Source organism: Paenibacillus pini JCM 16418 (assembly GCF_000576305.1).
Classification (GTDB): domain Bacteria; phylum Bacillota; class Bacilli; order Paenibacillales; family Paenibacillaceae; genus Paenibacillus_AQ; species Paenibacillus_AQ pini.
Genome location: NZ_BAVZ01000001.1, coordinates 521827 through 543084, shown reverse-complemented (window position 1 = coordinate 543084; position 21258 = coordinate 521827). Strand labels below are relative to the sequence as shown.

The 21258-nt window shown below is 38.4% G+C and carries 24 protein-coding genes and 1 pseudogene; 1 reads left to right on the top strand and 24 read right to left on the bottom strand.

Annotated elements, in window-relative coordinates:
- Positions 1 to 243: 243 nt before the first annotated feature.
- The 18 genes and pseudogenes from JCM16418_RS02500 to JCM16418_RS23490 form a co-directional block, all read right to left on the bottom strand.
- Positions 244 to 1308 (bottom strand): DUF4037 domain-containing protein, encoded by a 1065-nt coding sequence (locus JCM16418_RS02500; protein WP_036645747.1) that lies wholly within the window; start codon positions 1306 to 1308, stop codon positions 244 to 246.
- A gap of 60 nt (positions 1309 to 1368) precedes the next feature.
- Positions 1369 to 2100, bottom strand: coding sequence for a class I SAM-dependent methyltransferase (locus JCM16418_RS02495; protein WP_036645745.1), 732 nt, complete (start codon positions 2098 to 2100; stop codon positions 1369 to 1371).
- 25 nt (positions 2101 to 2125) lie between these two features.
- On the bottom strand, positions 2126 to 2872 hold the full coding sequence (locus JCM16418_RS02490; RefSeq protein ID WP_036645743.1) for a class I SAM-dependent methyltransferase: 747 nt from the start codon (positions 2870 to 2872) through the stop codon (positions 2126 to 2128).
- Positions 2873 to 3058: 186 nt separating this feature from the next.
- The gene (locus JCM16418_RS02485) at positions 3059 to 4609 is read right to left on the bottom strand and encodes a hydantoinase/oxoprolinase N-terminal domain-containing protein (protein WP_036645741.1); all 1551 of its coding nucleotides are present in this window, start codon (positions 4607 to 4609) and stop codon (positions 3059 to 3061) included.
- Positions 4602 to 5705, bottom strand: a complete 1104-nt coding sequence (locus tag JCM16418_RS02480) for an S-methyl thiohydantoin desulfurase family protein (RefSeq protein ID WP_036645739.1) — start codon at positions 5703 to 5705, stop codon at positions 4602 to 4604. The genes JCM16418_RS02485 and JCM16418_RS02480 overlap by 8 nt, the downstream gene beginning before the upstream one ends.
- Before the next feature lie 17 nt (positions 5706 to 5722).
- The gene (locus tag JCM16418_RS02475; RefSeq protein ID WP_036645736.1) at positions 5723 to 6973 is read right to left on the bottom strand and encodes a cytosine permease; all 1251 of its coding nucleotides are present in this window, start codon (positions 6971 to 6973) and stop codon (positions 5723 to 5725) included.
- A gap of 129 nt (positions 6974 to 7102) precedes the next feature.
- Positions 7103 to 8632, bottom strand: a complete 1530-nt coding sequence (locus tag JCM16418_RS02470) for a PucR family transcriptional regulator (protein ID WP_242403687.1) — start codon at positions 8630 to 8632, stop codon at positions 7103 to 7105.
- A 143-nt stretch (positions 8633 to 8775) separates the two neighbouring features.
- The gene (locus JCM16418_RS02465) at positions 8776 to 9330 is read right to left on the bottom strand and encodes a hypothetical protein (RefSeq protein WP_036645732.1); all 555 of its coding nucleotides are present in this window, start codon (positions 9328 to 9330) and stop codon (positions 8776 to 8778) included.
- Positions 9331 to 9617: 287 nt separating this feature from the next.
- Positions 9618 to 10219 (bottom strand): annotated as a pseudogene (locus JCM16418_RS25580) (GNAT family N-acetyltransferase).
- 125 nt (positions 10220 to 10344) lie between these two features.
- The gene (locus JCM16418_RS24135; protein WP_201769747.1) at positions 10345 to 10482 is read right to left on the bottom strand and encodes a hypothetical protein; all 138 of its coding nucleotides are present in this window, start codon (positions 10480 to 10482) and stop codon (positions 10345 to 10347) included.
- Positions 10483 to 10503: 21 nt separating this feature from the next.
- Positions 10504 to 10956: a VOC family protein gene (locus JCM16418_RS02455; RefSeq protein WP_036645726.1), complete on the bottom strand. Its 453-nt coding sequence runs from the start codon at positions 10954 to 10956 to the stop codon at positions 10504 to 10506.
- A 76-nt stretch (positions 10957 to 11032) separates the two neighbouring features.
- Complete coding sequence (locus JCM16418_RS02450) at positions 11033 to 11479, bottom strand: hypothetical protein (RefSeq protein WP_036645723.1); 447 nt, start codon at positions 11477 to 11479, stop codon at positions 11033 to 11035.
- Between the two features lie 103 nt (positions 11480 to 11582).
- On the bottom strand, positions 11583 to 12029 hold the full coding sequence (locus JCM16418_RS02445; protein WP_036645720.1) for a helix-hairpin-helix domain-containing protein: 447 nt from the start codon (positions 12027 to 12029) through the stop codon (positions 11583 to 11585).
- 95 nt (positions 12030 to 12124) lie between these two features.
- Entirely contained in the window at positions 12125 to 12925 is an 801-nt protein-coding gene (locus tag JCM16418_RS02440; RefSeq protein WP_036645717.1) for a GNAT family N-acetyltransferase, read from the bottom strand.
- 112 nt (positions 12926 to 13037) lie between these two features.
- On the bottom strand, positions 13038 to 13679 hold the full coding sequence (locus JCM16418_RS02435) for a hypothetical protein (RefSeq protein WP_036645713.1): 642 nt from the start codon (positions 13677 to 13679) through the stop codon (positions 13038 to 13040).
- Between the two features lie 247 nt (positions 13680 to 13926).
- Complete coding sequence (locus JCM16418_RS02430; protein WP_242403686.1) at positions 13927 to 14343, bottom strand: DUF5071 domain-containing protein; 417 nt, start codon at positions 14341 to 14343, stop codon at positions 13927 to 13929.
- Positions 14344 to 14371: 28 nt separating this feature from the next.
- Positions 14372 to 14551, bottom strand: coding sequence for a hypothetical protein (locus tag JCM16418_RS02425; protein ID WP_036645710.1), 180 nt, complete (start codon positions 14549 to 14551; stop codon positions 14372 to 14374).
- A gap of 401 nt (positions 14552 to 14952) precedes the next feature.
- Positions 14953 to 15429: a YiaA/YiaB family inner membrane protein gene (locus JCM16418_RS23490; RefSeq protein ID WP_052019999.1), complete on the bottom strand. Its 477-nt coding sequence runs from the start codon at positions 15427 to 15429 to the stop codon at positions 14953 to 14955.
- Between the two features lie 255 nt (positions 15430 to 15684).
- Between JCM16418_RS23490 and JCM16418_RS24850 the strand changes: the two genes are divergently transcribed.
- Entirely contained in the window at positions 15685 to 15834 is a 150-nt protein-coding gene (locus tag JCM16418_RS24850; RefSeq protein ID WP_156327203.1) for a hypothetical protein, read from the top strand.
- Positions 15835 to 15848: 14 nt separating this feature from the next.
- Here JCM16418_RS24850 and JCM16418_RS02410 read toward each other — a convergent pair whose 3' ends face one another.
- From JCM16418_RS02410 to JCM16418_RS25575, 6 genes are all read right to left on the bottom strand, one after another.
- A complete protein-coding gene (locus tag JCM16418_RS02410) occupies positions 15849 to 16502 on the bottom strand; it encodes a lysozyme inhibitor LprI family protein (protein ID WP_036645706.1) in 654 nt (217 codons plus the stop codon).
- Positions 16503 to 16730: 228 nt separating this feature from the next.
- Positions 16731 to 17249: an AAA family ATPase gene (locus JCM16418_RS02405; RefSeq protein WP_052019998.1), complete on the bottom strand. Its 519-nt coding sequence runs from the start codon at positions 17247 to 17249 to the stop codon at positions 16731 to 16733.
- Between the two features lie 471 nt (positions 17250 to 17720).
- Entirely contained in the window at positions 17721 to 18491 is a 771-nt protein-coding gene (locus JCM16418_RS02400; protein WP_036645703.1) for a nucleotidyltransferase domain-containing protein, read from the bottom strand.
- A 363-nt stretch (positions 18492 to 18854) separates the two neighbouring features.
- On the bottom strand, positions 18855 to 19238 hold the full coding sequence (locus JCM16418_RS02395; RefSeq protein ID WP_036645702.1) for a nuclear transport factor 2 family protein: 384 nt from the start codon (positions 19236 to 19238) through the stop codon (positions 18855 to 18857).
- A gap of 215 nt (positions 19239 to 19453) precedes the next feature.
- Positions 19454 to 20245: a sugar phosphate isomerase/epimerase family protein gene (locus tag JCM16418_RS02390; RefSeq protein WP_036645700.1), complete on the bottom strand. Its 792-nt coding sequence runs from the start codon at positions 20243 to 20245 to the stop codon at positions 19454 to 19456.
- Positions 20246 to 20939: 694 nt separating this feature from the next.
- Entirely contained in the window at positions 20940 to 21110 is a 171-nt protein-coding gene (locus tag JCM16418_RS25575; RefSeq protein WP_242403701.1) for a class I SAM-dependent methyltransferase, read from the bottom strand.
- Positions 21111 to 21258 lie beyond the last annotated feature (148 nt).

Here is a 21258-nt window from a genome sequence, read left to right as displayed (position 1 = left end):
AAATTTCAGCTACGATTGTCACTCCTGATCCTCAAGGAACTTAATTGACTGAAGGGAGCAGCTTATAAGAGAGCCATTGCCGCAATGCATGAAAACGGAGTTATACGAAGTTTATGCCGTGTTCAATCTCTTTAACTTTATTCATCCCTTTTGTATGATTCTCATATATGATTCTAATTTCTCCATTTATATCTTCATATCTTCCCCAAGCTGTCTTTAACGTCAAGTAGCGCCACAATGTAACTACTCCAGAATCTTCTCGTAAACAAGACGGAGTAAGTTTCGTTCTGTTGAATTCTTGCTATTAAACCATTGATTGATCAATAGAAAGTCAGTATTATCTGTTATTTGGTCAATACCGCCAATAATTATTTTTTCTTTGAGTTTGCGGATCGTCGGGTCGTTTATGGATTTAGTAATCGCCTCGGCAATCTTACTTCCCTGTATAATCCGGAATGGCCGATCATAGAAAAGAGTAACCTTTTCATCTATCCTGTCGGTAATTCCCATAAGATTATGTTTGTATGCAATGTATTCGTAGGCTTTGCATAGTGCTTCCTCCCGTAATTTCCAAGTTTCCGCTATTTGAACATCCCGAAGTATTGGCAACAATTCTTTTGCACAGTCCAACTTCTCAAAGGCAGTGCCAAACCATTTAGGATAAGGAGCATACCGTTTCTCCATCAAAAAGCATAAGTTCATGATATCTCTTACAATTCTTGATGCAATAATGGAAGATCCTAATTCATCACCCACATATCCTGACCGAAGTACTAGATGCTCTTCTTGCCCGATCCTATTCCATATCGAAGCCATCAGAAATAGCCATATATCTTGAGGATAGTACTCGAGCTGCTTGCGGACCCTCGTCAATTGCCCCGTATCATCCCGGTATACCGCTCCCCCTACAATCTCTGCCAAAACTTGCGCGGGAAAAGTGAGCCAATCCATAGATTGAAGCTCTTTACTTATATCTGCACCCAATTTCCCCTTTAGAAATCGAGGTAACGAAGTAATAACGGTTTGTTTTAAATCCACAGAAAAACCGTAAAATTCTTCAGGTGCGTTACTCTTCAAACACTGGAAAATCTCTTCAAACATACTGTTTTGCTGTTCCTGAAGGAAAAGGAGAACACGTGGCCCCCAATCATGATCCGCTGACATCTCGGTGTCATATCCTAACACTTCACTACCTGCACCGATAAGAGCCGATGCGTAGCGTAGGCTAGGAAAGTGTTTGGAAACCAATGGTTCTACAAATTCAAAGTGAAACCTCTTGCTAAGTTCGATCCCTTTAATATATGTCACTACGACACCCTCTCTAATTATATAATCGTGCTTAAGTAAGCTGAAGATACATAGATTTACCTACATCACTCTTTTGGCCTTAATTAATATAAAAGAGGGTCTCTTTCTTTCATTTATTAATTTGGGCATCTTCTCAAGTCCTTCTGAAATAGATTCAGGTTCAACAATTTCTTCAATAACTAGCCCATTTTGTATCAAAACATTAAGTAAGGTTGAGAGTTTTCGGTGATATTTTATTACTCCATCAATGCCCCAAAACTGTGTTCTGAGTCCTTCTTCTCCATAATGATCAATAGGCCAATGAAGTATATTGTTATTATAATCTTTAATCCATCCCTCTTGATTCTTATTGGACAACACAATAGGATGCTCTGTAGAAAATACCAAATATCCATTTGGTTTAATCCATTGTGTAATTCTACTAATTAATAAATGATAATCCTCAATATAATGAAAGGCTAATGAACTAACTACTAAATCAAATTGATGATTATTAAAATCAACTTCTTCTATTGGACTATGAAGGTAATGAATTTCAGAACGTTTTCTTGCCATACCTAGCATCTTTTCTGAAATATCTACACCTGTAACATGAGTTGCTCCGTTATCAATAATGTAATTTGCCTGTTCACCAAAGCCGCAGCCCAGATCTAGAACTTGTAAATTTTGTAGAGGTGGTAATAGCTTTCTTATTGCAGGTTGTTCAATAAAGTCAATGTATGTAATTCTCGTTTCTCTTAAGTTCTTATACATGTTAAAAAACTCTGTGTTGTCATAAAGGTTTTGCTGCATGATATACCTCCTACTATAATCCCATTCAAAGTTTTCTTGCTTTGATAACGAACGTTACTGGAAACATCTTCGCTCTTTTTACGAAATCATCATTTTCATCATGCAATTGTATGATTTCATCGTCCGTTTCTTCAATCATTTCTTCAATAACAAATCCTGCTTTCGCTAACGCATTGATATAGGTTGATAGTTTACGATCAGATAAGGTTAACGCGCCTTGACAAAAATCAGGAGATACCGAATACCAGGAATCGTCGAAGTAACTCTTGTTAAAAGTAAATCTATTATCTTCTTCAATCACACATTTGTGTATCGGATGAGACCAGCTAAAAATAAAGATGCCGTCTTTTTTTAAATAAGAAGCGATCCGGCGAAAAGTACCTTCAAGATCGGTTGTCCAGCCAATAGCGTAAATCGAATAAACAAAGTCAAAATAATCCACGGGTATGTTATATTCCTCTTCCATGGGAGAACAGATCAATTGTGCAGGAAGACCACACGCCGTCAAATGTTGCTTCGCCCTTTCAATTTGTTGTTCTGATATATCCATTCCCCAAAGTTCAGATGCTTTGCGATCCCCCTGATATTGCAAGGATTGACCATTTCCAACGCCTATCTCTAACATCTTTTTTCCTGAAACATCACCAAAAAGTTGGCATTTTTCTTCTGAGACAAATGATCCGTAAAAAGGAAGTACGATGGCACCTAAACATTCATTTCCTTTTGTATCCCAATAGAAGCTGTTTGTTTCATAGACATGTTGCTTATTCATCCCCCGACATTCTCCTCTAATAAATTCTATTCGCAGCTCCGATCCATTTCATATTGTAATGAACTAGCTCAATTATATCCATATATTAACTTTTAACAGAAATATGCACAAGTGTTCGCATCGAATTAAACCTCACGATAATAGAAAAACCTCACACAAGTAATACACTCATGTGAGGCCACTCTTCTATTTCATATTTCCTACCACTTTCACTCTAAGTCTTGTCGCATTTCCCGGGTGATACGCCAGCGGAGTTTCTTCCACTTCCACGAGTTCTACTGTTACTGGGTCAGCGCCAGCCAGAACCGCCTGCTGCACGGCTTTTTCCTTAGCATCTCTTAACGAATCCTCGCGTGGCTCTTTAGAATAAATATAAATTTGTTCATACTGACCGCTAATTTGTGCAATACATGCACCAATGGCGTTGGCTACGCCCCCGTTCTCAGGCTTAATCATATGGGATACCCCGCGAATCGTGTCCGGAATCACTATACTTCCGCCGCCAACCAATACAAGCTCAACATCTCCCGAAGAAGTCTTCATTTTATCAATGGCCTGCTCAATAATGGATGAAATTTCTGCCTCAGCACGTTTCGCAAAGTCTTCTTCCACATGAGCTACCAAGCTCCTATCCCCGACATCCGCGTGGCCGAGTCGAACGGCAATATCGGTTGTCGTCAGCGTTTTCCCACCAAAAACCAGTGCTTCCTCTCTGATCCTGTATCCTACGCTGTCAGGACCGACCGTAACTTTACCGTTCACTGATCGCACAATACTGCCACCGCCCAGCCCAACAGAGATAATATCTGGCATACGGAAATTCGTGCGGATATCGCCAACCTCGACTGCAACTGAGGATTCTCTCGGGAAACCATCCTGCAATACCCCGATGTCCGATGTTGTCCCTCCCACGTCGAGAACCATCGTATCTTTAATCTTCGCCAAATAAGAGGCCCCGCGTATGCTGTTCGTTGGTCCACATGCAATCGTTAGGATCGGAAACTGTTTAGCGTAATCAATCGACATTAAGGTACCGTCATTTTGGCATAAAAACACCGCTGCGTCTGTGATGCCTTCACTTTCTAACGCCTGCACAAATCCTTGAGTTGTCGTTTCAATGACCTTACATAATGCGGCATTGAGGATGGTTGCATTTTCGCGTTCGATTAAACCGACCGAACCGATCAGGGAAGAGCAGGAGACCGGAAATTCCTCGCCATACACTTCATGGATGAGATCGCGCACTTGGTTTTCTTGATCATTCTTAATCGATGAAAACACGCCGATGACTGCAATCGATTCAATACTGCCGCGCCACTGCTCTAGAAGAGCTGTAATTTCAGCTTCATCGACTTCTCCAAGTACTTGGCCATCATATTCATATCCACCATGAACGAGAGCATAGTTACCCGACAGCTTCTGAACCATATCCTCAGGCCAGGACGTATAGGGAATAACGGAAGCCGTTGCCGGGTAACCCAGACGAATGACACCAACTTGGGCCAGCTTTTTACGTTCAACAATAGCATTTGTGCATTGGGTAGTGCCTAACATGGCATGCGTAATTTGGTTCTTATCCATATTTGCTCCCTGCAGTAAACTCCGCAGTGACGTTTCAATCCCCGTTTTAATATCCAGACTTGTCGGTGATTTCACCGCATGAATCAAATGATAATTCTCGTCCAATATGATGGCATCTGTGTTGGTACCGCCCACATCAATCCCGATTCTATACATTATCTTTCACCGCCTTTTTCACTAGTTCTTCAATAGGTACAAAATCATAATCATATCCGAAGTATCTTGGGCCAGCCGTTTCAATCCCTTTTTCCGTTCTCCACTTTTCATGGGCAGCCAGTCCAATCACCCGCACGCGCTTGCCGTATTTCAAGCTCTCTGTAGTTACAGGAAGCAAGGTTTCATAATCGACTAGACAGATCAAATCCGGAGTCATGGCTGCGACTTGACCGTTCAGCTCAGCAACCAGGTTCTCATTTTGAAAATGAACCTTCATCTCTGCCCCTTTTAAAGCCTCGATTCCTTCGAGATGCATGCGGCCGAGATTAAATCCACCCTTGGTTTCACGAATGACATCCATGATTTTACCTTGGAAAAGCTCATAGCCGGACACGAGCTTCAGCAGTTCTTGAAGCTTATCCTTAGCGTCCCGATTCTTCGATGTAATGATCTGTCCAATTTGTTCGGAGAGGGTCACAATATGATGAACACCGCTTTGCTTCATCTGAGCACCCGTTGCTGGATACAGGCTTACTAATGCGCTAGCTCCCATTTCTACCGTCGTCACTCTGGCGATCCGTTCCGTCCATTTATTATCAATGGTCTCAAATATACCGATATTCCCTTTTTCATCCGCAATCGCCATCGGTGTTGCCGGAATGCCGTCAAGGTTAAACGTTACCATTTGAAGCTCTGGGAACGCCCGCCCCATACCATCACAATCAATCAAAGGCAGCCCCAGCTGTGCCGCAACAACGATAGGAATCATCGAATTGACGCCCCCCGCTTCCATCGGAAACGTACCTGCAATCTGTTCTTTCCCTAAGTAATTTGCTAATTTTTGAAAAACCTTAACGAACTCGTCTCCCTTAGGGAACTTCTCTACCAGTACGGAAGGCGCACCCATCATCGCAGCCGGAATGAAAAAGTCCTCATCCTTAATCTCATCGATTGATAATAATGGAACAGGTCCAAACTTCTCAATGGCCGAGAGGGCCATTAATTTCCCCATATAAGGATCTCCGCCTCCACCAGTTCCTAGGAATGCTGCGCCGACTGCGATGTTTTCAATAGCGGCTTTATCTAAATATCTCATATATATTCCCTCCAAAATTATGATGTCTTCTGAGCCGATAAACGATAGCCTATATAATATACTGCGAAAGATATGACAATCCCGATCAACGGCTGATTCGGTACCTGCGGCAAGCTTGGAAACAAGGATAACACAACTGGAGTACAAGCAATCACTGCGCCTATAAGCCAGGAAACGACGCCAAGTAGGTTCACACCCTCGACCTCATGCCAGCGGCTTTTATCCCCTTTACCAAGCACCCAATAGGATGCAATCATTACGCCTGCTACTGGTGGAATCATAGCCGACAGGATAGACATGATCGGGACAAAATAATTCAGTATGCCGACTACAGCCAATACGGTTCCAATGGTTCCCGCGATGCCAATGGCCCACTTTTCTTTTTCCTTTGAAACGTTGGATACGTTAATTAAAGCAATACCGCCTGAAATAGCATTCACGAGGTTCGTCTTCCATGTAGCTAGAATCAGAACTACACCGCCAAAGAATGGTGTCGTGATGTTTAGAAAGGTTGCTGTGATATCACTAGTCTGATAAGCAATGGTCAGGACAGCTCCTGCTCCGATCATCAGTAAGCCTGCTGGAACAATCCCGAAAAGAGCTGCTTTTAATACATCTGAGCGTTTTCTTGAAAATTGTGAATAATCCCCTGCAATGACTGAGCCTAGAGCAAAGGAACCCAGAGCAACAGCGAGGCCATCCGTAAAGCTCATAACACCCGCTGGCTTATAATTTCGAATCGTTTGCAGGGAATCACCAGTCAAGGCTTCAATTAAACCAAACACGCTGATTCCGATCAATAAAGGTACGGCAATGTAGCTAATAACGCGCAGCACTTTAATGCCGTATATTGCGGAGACCACCATCACAAGACCGCTGATCAGAGAAGCCAGTGGAACTGAGACATTTATACCACATAGGGCTAATAGATTGGCCAAGGCCGCACCACACATATTCGCCTGAATTCCGAACCAACCAAGACACGCAATGGCCAGGATGATTGAAAGAATCGTCCGCGACCCTTTTTTGCCAAATACATGACCTGCTACTTGGACCGTTGGTCTTCCTAAATCCGTGCTTTGAATTCCCTGCAATATCATGAGCAATACAATAATAGAGTAGCCTACTAACGTGACCAGCAATGCCTTTGATAATCCCATGCCTGCAATGAGTGCATTCCCTACGAGCAAACTCGGGATGCTGATGACCGCACCAGCCCAGATGATCCCCAGACTAAACCAGGATTGATACTCTTTTACGGCTTTCATAAGCTTCCCCCAACCTTGATACATTCGATTTGTTTTATTTATTGTAAATGACAAGTTAGGGCAGCGTCTTTTTCATAAATCAAAAAAAAATCCGATGTTTTTGTCCTTTTGGACAAAACATCGGATTTTTTAGTTATGGATCAGGCGATAGACCATGCAGGCGTTGTACACATCATACGACTCCGAATTGATGGTTACATCATATCCTATGAGCTCGCTAATTTTTTTAATGCGATATTTCACTGTATTTTTGTGGACGAACAACAGCTTACTGCATTCATCCATATTACCCTTCGCATCTAGAAGAAATGTCATCAGCGTTTTCAGAGCATCCGCATCATCCCGAATCGGCTCTATGATGGACAAGCATTCCTCAGTGATCTCTTCCCCTTGCTTGCTGAGGTCCATGGCCCGTTTCATAGAACGCACTTCGGCCGCGGTGTATAGTTTACGATGGTGATAGATCCGGTGGACCTCTTTAGAGACTCCGTTGACAAGCTGATACATTCGACGTACGTCCTGTGTGTTCCGCATTCTCGGAGAAAATACAATGCTTGATATTTCCCCGAGGAGACTCGTGTTTTCGATATATTCCGCTGCGATTTCAAATTCGTTGTATTTGTAAGAACCATTTCCTAACAAAACGACAATGTAATGTTCGATTGTTTGAATGACCGCGGTTTTATAATATTGGGAGAGATGCGTTTTCAAGTCATCTCTTATCCTTTTTTCTTCCGATAAATCCTGAATATAAACGAGCCACATCATTTGGATGGCGGAAACGTCAATATATAGCATACTGGCCAATCTGCGCATTTTTTCGCTTTCATCATTCACGATGGCTTTAACTAAAGCGTATTCGCTGACCTCGTTATGCTTATCTCCCCATAAATTGATGGCTACCTGGACTACCTCGCTGATTTGATCCATCGTTTTCGGTGGCAGCTTTGTTTTTTCTTTAATGAGAAATAGGTACAGGGTCTCCCCATTTTTTTGATGTACACGTTTGTATTCAATAAAGCACGAGGCATTCAGCTCTTCTTCTTCCATTCTGCCGTTCAAAATGGAGGGCGCCATAGACCAAATCAAATCTGCAACATCGAGTGATGAATTCCGCGGCCACATGACACGATTGACAATATCCAAGTTGCTGTTTGTAAGTACGATGTTTGCTTTCATACGGTCTGACAGCAGTTTAAGTGTAATTTCCACGCTCCGTAAATGTTCGGGCAGCAGCGAGACCTTTTCCAAGGATTCGTTTACGAACTGCTCATTCACATTCTGATTACTAACAATCGCTTCCATGACCTCATATATTACTTCATTATACCGAAGAGAATAATCATTTCTAGGCATGCAAATGATTATAAAATTTAAAGATTCAGCCAGCTCGATCACTTCATCGGCTATATCCTGCATCACAATGCCAACATAGTACAGAATCAAACCCACTTCACCAAGACTGTGCAAATATTGTATCGTTTTACACTGCTGCTCAATGCTGTCCTTAACGGAATATAAGGAGCTTATGACCAGCTCCTCGGCATACCACTCTTCTTGAACCGTTTGAATAATTTGCGAGAAGAAATTAACATCCGCCACCTCTAACACAGATAAAGAGGAAACGGTCTGATCAAGCCTGCTTGTTCCAGTGATCACCTGAGCCCCTCTTAACGAAGGCAGCTGTAATAAACCTTTAACGGTTACCCCAATTCAATCACCACTCTTTTGTTCAATTCATGCTGCTGTAAAAGGAGGTCCCCCGAAATAGCAATAAGGAGCTTCATCTATTAGTATAACCTTTAAATATCATTAACTCTATGTCCATCCTTAAACCACGTTATAGATGGAAAAGAATAGTTATCAACGTCAAAGCATATAAAAACTCCATATTCATAATGCAAATAATTCATTTCAGAATGATCGGTATAAGCAGATAATTTTCGAAAATCAAAGTTATGATGAATTCTACTATTTGATTTTTTCACTTCTACAGCAAGAAGATTCTTGCCCTTTCCTCTCTTATGTACAATTATATCCGGGTATACTGTTAATTCCCTATATTCATAATTAGTAAGAATTTCTAACTTTGTTTTTGTTTCAACTAAATCCTCTATCTCTTTATATAAATCCTGTACCACATTAATTTTTTTAGAAACTCCAGGCGTTAAAAAGTTGCGATTATACTCACAATCAACATTATAAAATGCTCCAAATTCACGTTGTAAATATTCTGCAACTTTATGAGTTATTGATCGTTCATTTAAATTTTCATGAAGTAGGTATATATCCTTCTCCATGAATTCTTTTAATGCAGTTGAAAGAGCTCTCTTAATAAAAGATTTATATACGGCCATACTATCCTCCAATTGTTCTTCGTATTTCTGATCATGAATCAGTTGCTAGGTTGAAATGAAAAGTATAGATCTTTACGTATTGCAATCTCAGGAGAAAGAGAAGGAAAAAAACAAAATAAATAATCAGTATAATTTACATTATTATCCACAACTGTTCTTTTCATCAGCAAACATCACCCAGATGTTTATTCCCTAATCTGGTGTTATCATTTCATATAGGTTCCAGCTTAGTACCTAGTTTACTGCTCGATTAAAATTTTCTGCGCAAGCACTAGAGACTGCAATAACTAAACTTCTAGCCCATCGCGGATCATAGTTTCTCCATGCGGCCATTGTTCAAAAGGAAGGGCAATGGGTAGGACCATTGCAGGTCCAGTATAGAGCTCAGTTTGGTAATGATTGTCTATCATTTTGACCTTCGAATCAAGCAGCCGTAACCAGCCACCACTCTCATAAAAAGGGACGACTGCTTCACGACAGGTCAAAAAAGCGTAAGGTATGTTTAAACTCTTGAAGACAAGCGCAACCTGGTGAAGTAATTTTTGACCGACTCCCTTTCCCTGTAACTCGGGTCTAATTCCGACCAGCCCAACGTCGGCTGTGCATATCCCGATTTCATTGGCTTCTGTTCGTAAAATTCGTCGCACAAAGCTAGATGCGCAACTGCGTTCTCTCCTAGATACCCAACAAGACGTCCTTCCGGCTTGGCACCTGACCAAGAACAGTTCTCTTTAAATCGGGCAGTATGTGCAGGATAAATATCGGCAAGCAGGCCAGTTAGTTGTCGATGTTCACCTTCAGACAAATCAGACTCCCAGTGAAGAACCCATCGTAGTTCATATGAATCAATGCCTGTAATAGACAGATCGGTTCCGTAAAAACTAGTCACAATGCAATCAATCTCCTTTTATTATAGATATTAAGGTACCTTACTACACAGATCAGCAATGCGCATTTTCCTAAAGCTGAGGCACGTACTCATAATTGTGATTTTTTATTAAAATGTGGTCGGCCTCAACTATTTCCATCCGCAGACTTTTTCACATTGTACTCGAGAAGCTGGGACAAGAGATCCCCTTCGCCATAGAGCCAGATATCTCGGCCACGTTGTGCAAAAAGCTCACGAACTCGCGCTTCAAGCCCCTCACTCACGAACTCAACTTCAGGACCTACTTATTTGTTACCGATCTGTTCCGCCAAACCGATTAGAAGTCCTTCGATTCCTCGAATGTAGCATAGCTTATAAGAGTCCTCGTACTGAACCACTTCGCCAACGAGCTGAGCACCATGCTTAGTGAGTCTGGTTACCATTTCGTCAATATCTTGAACTGTAAACATGACTCGTAGGTAGCCGAGGGAGTTTACAGGAGCAGTCCGATGATCTGATATGGTAGACGGGTTGATAAATTTCGAAAGTTCTAGTCGGCTGTGGCCATCAGGGGTAACCATCATAGCAATCTCTACACACTGAGAACCAAGTCCAGTTACGCGACCTGCCCATTCACCTTCAACCGTGGCTCGCCCTTCGAGGTTCAAGCCAATCTCCTCGAAGAAAGAGATGGCATCATCAAGGGATTCTACAACGATGCCGACATTATCCATTCTTAGTAACTTGTTTTTTGTCATTGTTTTGTCTCCTTGTGTATAAATTTATTATCTGATCCCCTTTAATAACGGGTATGTATATCCTTTAATAACTTATTTATAACCATTTCATAAAAAATCTCCTTGAAAACTTTACCGTGTTCTCTTCAGCCCAAGTTTCTAGTTCTACAATTCCTCCTGACTGATTCCTATTGAATCTAAAGCATAAATTTAAAGGTACTATTCTTTTCCCTTTCGGTTTAACTCCCACAACTTCTTTATAAATCATGATTTGTTCTATTTCTTCTGCTCTAATAACTTCACCATTTACTAGTATTCTTTTTGTATCAAATTCGATTACTTTTGATTTAGTATATGTTCTTGATATGGAGATCAATAAAATTACCGTACAAAAAATCGACCATACAATTCCAAAATAAAAATAATAGGTCAGTTCTCGATTACGAACTAAGCTTTCAACAAGAATAATGATGATCATTACCATTGAAATAATCATTTTGATTCCTATTGGATTCAAGATTTTATATATCTTTCTATTGCTCATTTTTGTCTCCTTTTCTTCGTTGTTTTAAATAAACCTCTCATATTCAAGACCGGTATACGCCCCGCAGTGTGCATAATTATTTATCAAATATCATGCACTAAAATTATTCTGGTCTATCTTTTGGATATCCATGTTTAGCCCTAAATTGTTTTCTTTCCTCGGTAAAATCCCACCATTGCTTCTCACTGTTACTATTATTAGCGTAGTGTATCATCAATCTAAATTGGTCCTCAACACAAGGGTCAATTCTTTCCCCGTATAATCCCTCTAAATCCTCAAATAATGTAGCACCATTCTTATCTCTTAATTCTTCCAAAGTATAATAACCTAACATTAATAAATCCTGTGCTAATTTCGGTCCAATTGAAGGTAAACTTTGGAATTCGGATAATGCCTTAATTTCCTTGGCTCTAAATACTGAAACTTTCAGAATAGTACACATTTCGTTACATGTTAAATTCTGAATTTCGCTTATTCGTATTTTATTTCTTCTCAGCTCTGTTCTCTCCGAGATCGTCAAATCAAGCTTTGGAATCTTGTTCTTTTTCATTCGTTCGCCCCTTTATAAATGGGTTTCTAATCTCATAACGTCCCTACTATAGATAATTCAGGTCACGTCTTAATACATCAACGGTCTTACACTTATTAAAATGTGATATTCAATATTCTATGATTACTCATAAATCCAGCCTTCTCTATTGCTTTTATCGAACCTATATTTGTCTGTGAAGACGAACATATGGGTCTACAATTTTTTTCATAACAATGTTCCTTTAACAATGTCAGAATGTATGTGCCTATTCCCATTCTACGATATTCTTTTGAGACAACCATGCCTATATCTGCATAAGGCTTTTGCTTTTGACTAATAATACATTCCCCCGTTCCTAAAATATTCTCATCATCATACAAAACAAATAATTGTTCTCGTTGGATCAACTGCTCTATAAACTCTGGGATCCATTCATTGCTTCCTTCTGTATTGATTCTATAAAAATCGATTAGTTTATCCATCTCACGAATCGTCGCTTGCTTAAAGATTTTATTGTTGAACTTTATTAGTAAGGGTTTTACCCTCTTCCCATCATAAAAGAGATAACTGTTAACAGAAACTCTCTTAGTTAAATCAAGGCATAAGGATAAATAAAAGGGCTCAATAGTACTACAATTCGCATTTCTAATATTTTTGGAAGAAATAATATAACAAAATATGTCTCGCGCTAGATTTCGATATTTTTCTAATAGTTCAAACTGAAGAAGGCACATATTTTCGTCTACACAAAAGTAACCAGCTTTACTTCCGTCGCATTTTATAATCCAAAAGGTTGAATTCTCAATAATAGCGCTCTCCCACATACCATCCATCGGTGCAACAAGTGATTCTATATATCTCAGTCTTAAATCTTCTATTTCTTTTAAATTATTTAATTCACAACATTCTATCATCCGAAAATTACTCCAATGCAGATTATTTTATAAAGATCTTTGAAATGATAGTCTTTCCACCCCAACATATAGATTTGCGTATCTTTCATCTCATGTAGGTCCTGAATATATACTAGTTTGATATTGCTTTTGAAATGATTAGTCTATAGAAATGTGCCACTTCATATAAACAATTTATAATATCTACGAAATCATAATACATCGCTCTAAGTCTTCCATCCACGTTTTCATTATTTACGAGTATTTTACTAATTATTTCTTTTTCTTTACTCATGTGAAATTTATGAGCCACATCATTTCTAGATTCTCTAATAACGCTATCAATAAAATCAAATAATAAGTAATCATTTTGATTAAATTTATAAATATTTCCATCAATAAAGTTAATCATGCAGGAGAATTCTGACTTGTTATTACGATTATTTTTTTTATATTTCATATAACTTCTAGTCATCTGCAGTTCATCAATAGTAAATTTCGTACTAGATTCAATAAATGTATAAATGTGAATATACTCTTCAGCTAGCGTTTTGTTTAGTAACTCTATAAAAGATATAATATATCCTTCAATTATCTTATACTCTTCTTCAGATTCAGGGATGAAATATGTATGTCTTACTGAACTGTTTTCCCTATTTATCTCAACTTCATATGGAATAGCATGTGTAAGCGATTCGAATTCAGAATCTAGATGTTCAATTTTATATTTCACATTTTTCAATAATAGATTGTTGTTGTTTTCGATTGTTTGCACTTATTCTCCTCCAAAAATATTATTCACTCGTTGTTCTCACCTAACATCCCCATATCTACGACCCAAGAAGCTTAAAGGAGCATTGCGCCTCGAAACGTTAGGACTTAGGCTCACACGGTTTGCAGTTTTTCGCCTGTTTCCACCCATGCTTAAACTTATCGGGCAAGCCAAGAGCCATACAGCCCACAGTGTAAATATTATGTTATCAGAAGTGATGCCATCTCTGTATAAACTTCATAAATCCGATTTAATCCATTAATATTTCTTGGGCAGTTAAATGTACTTCTTCAAGTTCTTCTCCTTTTGTTGGTCTATAGGCAATCCTCTCTAAATCTTCTTGTAAACTCTGCCTTAATTTATTAGGTAATTCCATTACAAAATATCTTAAGCACCATTCTTTCCAGATATCGTCTCCGCCAGCTAAAACGCTACTTATATATGGAATTGTTTCTTGTGGAATTGTTAAAAGTAATTTGGCTACTTCTCTTGCAATTGGCCAGTTAATGTCCTGCAGCCATACTAATAATTCTGGTAATAGTTTTATTAGATCTTTTTTATCTAAATTTTTTAATTCATTTACTCTCTCAAAATCATGTTTATCTCTTGGTAAAAGATTAATTAGATCACTCATTGTTATAGACCCTTTCTTTTGTTTTGCAATCATTTCTGAAAAAACATTTAGTATTGTATCCTTAATTCATCCATTTTTGTGGTGGTTGGTCTGCATATACAGGTATATCAAAACTTATTGAAACACCATCAACATATTGCATATTCAATTCAAGAATGCTGACATTATTTAATTGAGGCAAAGTATCAAATAACGACTTTAGTAGTATTTGTTGATGTCCATCAAGTACATTCGTCCACATGTTAGACTGGCTCCTAGAAAAAAGTATATGAGCAATCCCCCTTAGCATTTTTGTATCTACGAACTAAAGAAGCTTAAGGGAGCGCACGCGACCAAGTTTGACAGACTTAGACTCGCAGGGTTGTGATCTGAATCCATTGATCTGCTCACCTCATCTTACGAACCAAGGGCTTAGCCCGCAGCGTTCATACTTTGTTTATGTGAATGTGTAAGATATTGTGGAAAATTGATACAAATATGTCCGCATTAATTAGATTATGAGAAAAATTATCGAATCACTGCTCTTTCCTCCACACCCTAATAAACTTACTCCAGCACCATCCAAAAGAGCCGTTACCAGTGGTAACGGCTTTCCATTTACAACAGATATAAACGTTAGCCTGTAATTATTCCTATTCCTCTTTATCCTTGAAGGTCCCGTCCAGATTCCTGCGCGTCAAGAATCTCCTTATCTTCTGTATTATCCCTGATTACTTTCTGCACGCTAATGGAGCTATATGCTATCAAAAGAATAACAGCTATGTAGTACCCTTTTACATTTAACTCGAATGGAGCGTTGTACAGGCCAATAAAAAACATCGCAAACCCGATAATCAAGCCGGCTATTGCCATACCTGTAAAAGCTATTGTATTCCTCATACGGTGTTTCGGATTGTGTAAGCGAAATTCTTTGTCTTCTGTATTGTCTCGAACAACTTTCTGAACAACGATACACGTTATCGTAATTAGCACCATGCACAGCAGATAATAGCCCTTCACATTCAATTCCCAATCAGCGTTATACACTCCCAGACAGAACAGAAAAAGACCTGCACCCAATGCAAAATAAGATGCCCCTGTAAAAGCAGCGGTATTACGTTTGCTATACCTCTGATTCATCTAACAATTCCTCTCCTATCAAAATAATAGATTGGCAGCATATTCCTCTCCACTATACAGTGAATTATCCATATAATAACAGGTAATTAATGTAAATAACTATCTCTGTATATGCCATCTTTTTCGAATCTACATCCATATATGTCTTGTGTGTTTTATGTATATAATATGTCTTTATGTGTTATAGGAAAGATACGCCTCCCCACCACCTTAAGTCCCGAAGGGACGACCGCGATACGGTTAGGTGGTGGGGGGATGTCCGGAAGATTATACTTCGATATTACTGCCAATTGCATTCCTGAGCTCTCTTCTAACTGCGGTCCGGATCGAGGGCCGAATGGTCGAAGCGTGAATACATTGTTATGCGCCGTTAATGCCTTCGAAGCATCACCTAAAAACCTTTGATCAAGATTCCAACTCTATTTTTTACTTTGGTATAAAAATTCAACTTCACCATCTAGCAAATAACGATATTCAAATAATTGCATTGTTCTTTCCCTAATTCTCCCCCGTATACCCCTGACTAGGATTACCGTTCCTTGTGATCCAAGGTAACCATTATAAATAAATGTCTTCTCTACAAATTTTGTTTCCCTTAAGTGATATTGTAACCATTCTTTCTGCGATTTAATGAGTGCTTCTCTTGGTTCTCTATCCAACTTAGGAAGAAGCTTTTTATATATTTGATTCAACTCTTTATCCCAAATCTCTGAATATTTGCTTTCAAAAGCCCCCCATGCCAATGTTGTCGTAATCTCCTTGGAATTTTGAAATTCATTAAATTCTACTTCATAATCATGATCTATCGGATTTCGAAGCATTTCATCATAAAATTCTCCTTTCAAATCATAGTTTCCAATGCTCGTGGATAGCACTTCATTGTTAGAAGATTCTGATCGACTTTCAGTTATTTCTTTCGATTCTGTTCCATTACCTGGACTCACTACATCTGGAGGCAGTTTAGAATTCATTATGGATTTAGTTTCCCTGTTCAAAGTAGTCGATTGACTAATATTTTGACAAGCTGAAAACACGATTGTTATAAAAAATAATAAGAGTATCCTACCTTTCATAAATTATCTCCTTAATATTATCTTTAATTTTCCGGTAATGGGACATAACGTTTGTGTATTCACGATGACGTCTCACCGAGTTAAAGCTACGAATTCGCCGAACGCGATGCGCATAGTCGTTGCGGATGTGTCTAGCTGATTCCACTTCCTCGCTACTAAACATGTCTCTCGAACCCACTTCTAACTCCTGCCAAACCGAGGGCAAATGCCAGATGTGTTTGTTTGTTGTTAGGTGAATTCATCTTCTTCGAACAGCGTCCGAAAATATCTTTCACGATGATTCAAAAAATCTTTTGTCAGTATAAAATGTTCCGTTTCTTCATATGGAATGGTTTCAATTGATAATTTTTTAAACTGCAATATTGTTGAATCTGGATACGCCATTAATATTGGAGAATGGGTAGCTATAATAAATTGAGCTTGTCCATTCTTCTCTAAGTCTCTTAATATACGCATGAATACAAGTTGGTTTTGAGGTGATAGCGCGGATTCAGGCTCATCCAATAAATATATCCCCTTCTTACTAAATCGATTATTAAAGAAGTTCAAGAAGGCTTGTCCATGTGATAATTCATTCAGTGATTTACCTCCATATGGACGATACGCCGAAAAACCAATATAAGGATCTTTAGCCAATTCATCTATGTAGGTGGTAAAAGAGTCAAATGTTTCCGCTCTAAAATAAAAGCCATTTGATACTTTGGGAAGCATGATACTTTGAATTGCTAAGGACTTAATAATTTCCAATCAAAAGTTATTCGTTTTAAAAATGGCACTTTTCTCTCTCCAATTAATCTCTAGATGATTTCACCTAACGTTGCGTGTTTCTGACGTCCAAGCGGCTTAAGGCAAAGGGTCCGGGTGGCTCTGCCACTTATATAAAATTAGAAGTGTCGCGTTATTCCACTTCTTAGTTATTTCATGCCAGACATTTCGAAGGATTCACTAACATGCACTTCACAAAAGCACTCTAGTAGTCTTGGTTATTGATTCTCCTCTTTCACTTGATCTACATATCCTTTGATTTCAAGATAACCTTCATTAATTGCATTTGTCCGGTTTCATATAACGTTTTGTATTGACGACGTCCTGGCCCCTTAGAGTCGTTGCTTATAGTTTTGAGGCTTGCCGAACACCTAGTGCAGTGACATCTCGACGAGCTTAGGGGCTGGATGTGGTCACTCGCTTCTCAGAGTGACCTAGAGCGTCAATATGTTGTTAGCCAAAGGAAGTTCTGGAAGCAGCCATTGTATTTAAGGCGTTCTCAAAATAGCTATATACTTCATCTGCAATTCCCAGAAACTCTTCAACAAGTACATTATTACTAACCAAGTAACAAGCATACAGATAATCAACTAAAGCGGAGTCAATCTCGCAATAGTTTAATATGGCATTCTTCATCTTAATAATGTCATCTTGCCATACACCTGTATCTTCTAAAACCAAAGAGTATAATGCACGAATTAATCTCTTAGAATAACCTTTAATATATCTAGTTTTCATTGTGTGATCACTAGCATTAGAAAGTAAAGTATGTATACGATCTACTTCCTCCTTCGTCTCTGTATTTAAGTCTAAAATGAACTCTGGAGAAATAATTAACGGTGGTACTTTTTCACCAACGTCATGACCATATATGCAAACACAAATTATCTTAACCCAAAAACCCCACTCATTTGGTTTACTCAATACATCGTCAATCGAGCAAATTATCGTATCAATCTTCGTTACTACTGGATATTCTTTCAAAAGCCTGTCTTTAATATTTGATAATCTCTCGTAATCAATATCTTTGGGATTTACACATACAATAGTAAAGTCTGCATCTGACTTAAAAGGTTTAGCAGTTCCTTTTGGAATCGAGCCACACATATAAATGCTATGGATCTTACCTTTAAATTCTGTAAGAATTTGATCTATATACTTATCAACAAAATCCTTATATTCACTTTGTATTACAATTTTATTTATAACTTTTTCTAATAGCATATAGACTCCTCCTAAATTAAGAACTTTTTGGCTAACATCCCTGTAGTTGCAACCCGAGAAGATATTTGATTAATTTCACAATCTATTTTCAGTTCTTGCCACGATGCCCTACCACTATTCATTTTCAATAGGAACTTAAATCTCCGGGATTGCATATACGTTCCCGCATCCCTGACGTTCAAGCAGCTTAAGGTGAGTAGCACCGTCAGACTTAGCCGATTTAAATGTGTCGCCTGAATCTAATCTACTTCTACGAAAGCGATTATGACGACAGAGGAGCGTCAGCTACGAAACAGGAATGTTCTGTTAACTGATATTGTTATCTGATTTCTGGGTAATCTATGAATAACTTTCAATAATGTTTCAACTATGATCTTCAATCAGTATTAACTTCTTATCTTTCATTTGAAATATTGATTTCCCTTGAAGTTTTAAGGTTTCTCCTGCCTTCAATCCATTAGGGAGATCACTGGACAATACTCCCTCATAATCAATGTCAACCACTGCTTTATCTCCTGTGAAAGTAATGTTCTTTATTACTTGACGCCTTTGAGAAAACACCTGAATTGACTGCTCTGCTAATGTGCGAAATTCCTGAATCCCCTTAGTTTCCGAAGTCACTTCACCTTTAGAAATGTTACGAAAATGAATATTTTTATTCAAAACTCCTATCATTCCATCAATGTTAAACGTGTTATATGCGCTCAGGTATTTTTCAATAAGATCTTTTAAATTTGAGTTCTCCAAGTCGAATCACACTCCTAGATTTTGATATTACATATTTGTCCTGACTCCTTCCACAATTATACATATGACAACCCAGGTGCAACAGCCTCTAAGCGTGAATACGATGTTATGTGATGTCATTGCCATTATGAATACATAACAATTAGTTTATTATTTATCTCTACTATGATTCTTGTTCTTTTCTATTGAAATTTCTTATCTATTTGCTTAATATTCTATTCTTCAAACCTTAGTTTTAATATTTCCAACCTTTTTGCTCGCTCAAACGCTTTATGTAAGTACTCATTAACCGATAAATCCTTATAGTCCCAATTCATGGCCTCTATTGCAGTCGCACCTGAGTAATCTGTTCCCGCAATTTCTTTCATGATTGTAGGCCAATCAAGCGTGCCGTCAAAGGGTAACCCGTGTTGAGCATAACTTCCGTTATTATCATGTAAATGTAGTGCCATCAGCCGAGAACCGTACATAGATAATAAATCATCTTTTGGATAATAGCGGTAGTGATGTGCGGAGTCATAACAGAACCCGATACGCGGGGAATCCACATGATCCAGCACATATGCCAAATTGGAAAGGTTCCATAAATTCTCCAGTGCAACATTTACACGAAGCTGTTCAGCTTTTTCAGTGATTCTCTTAATTCTATCCAGTCCCAATGTGTTACATGGATTATCCTCGTTAGGCAAGTGTAACACCATTGTCGGAATCCCAAATTCGGCGCAGTCTGCAATACATTGCAAATAGCAATCAGTTACGATTTCACCGTCCAGATTGTCAAGCCAAAGGTTGTTTTCACTTTGGACTGGTGCGTGGATATTTTCTATAAATAGACCCGCTTCTCGTGCAATTTGCGGCCCTTTGCGGTAATCGTTCTGGCCCAAGCAGTCACGCCCAAAGCCATCGCTCCACCATAATAAAACCCCATCAAATCCAGCTTCTTTTATCAACTGAAAACGTTCCCTATTCGGCAATTGATAGCCAAACCAATCATAAATAGTAAACATAAGCCGCTTCCTTTCTAGCTTCTTCTATTCCTAAGAATGAACGCACCCTCAACTATCAAACTCTCGTTATGTATTTTTTGAATCTCGTATATTCACTGCTTCCATTACTTTTTGTTAACTCCTGCATCATAAGATTTATCGCTCCCACGAGCTACGATTATGGTACTTAAACGAACTACCTAGAATTTCCTTGAAAATAATTCATGCAATGATGTCACATAACGAACCCTCATTCCTGACGTACGAACGGCTTAAGGTGCATAGCACCAGGTCATTTGACTTAGCCGGTTGAATTTGTCGCCTGATTAATCTTCTTTGACAATCCTTATAAATGATCAAGGGCAGATGCCCGCATTAGGAATTCCTTGTTATCGAATGTCAGCCTCTTCTTGATAGCCCATAACTTTAGTTGCTTTAACTATCGTATCCCGTTTGCTCAATAACAATAATCAGTGAATTTTAGCAATTATTATTTTTCTATACATTCCATTCATCATAACTGGTGAATCTTCTTCAACTTTTAAACTTTTATTATTTTTTGGAATGATTTCTTCAAACTTTGACCAATATCAGTTCCTAATGCGTTAATAATTGGTCTTAAAATCACTTTTAGTAATGATATCTTTTTATTTTTAGGAGCAAATTTATCTAATATAATTATTTTTCCTTCATGCTTTAAAACTCTCGAAATTTCTTAAAAACATTTATTAGCATCTGGTACAACTGAAAGTATTAGACTTGCAACTACATAGTCGAATAACTCTTCTTCAAAAACCATATTTTGTTCATCCATTTCTAAAAATTTAATCGTAGCATTCTTGAACTTTGTTTTTACCTTTCCAAGCATATCAGATGAATAATCAATTGCAGTTATATCTAAGTCATAGTAATTGATTAGCTCTAAATCAGCACTCGTTCCAACACTAAGATTTCTTATCCGCCACCAAATGGTATTGATTGAAATATTTGTTTCCGATTAATAGTAATTATATTATCAATAAGATATCCTAATT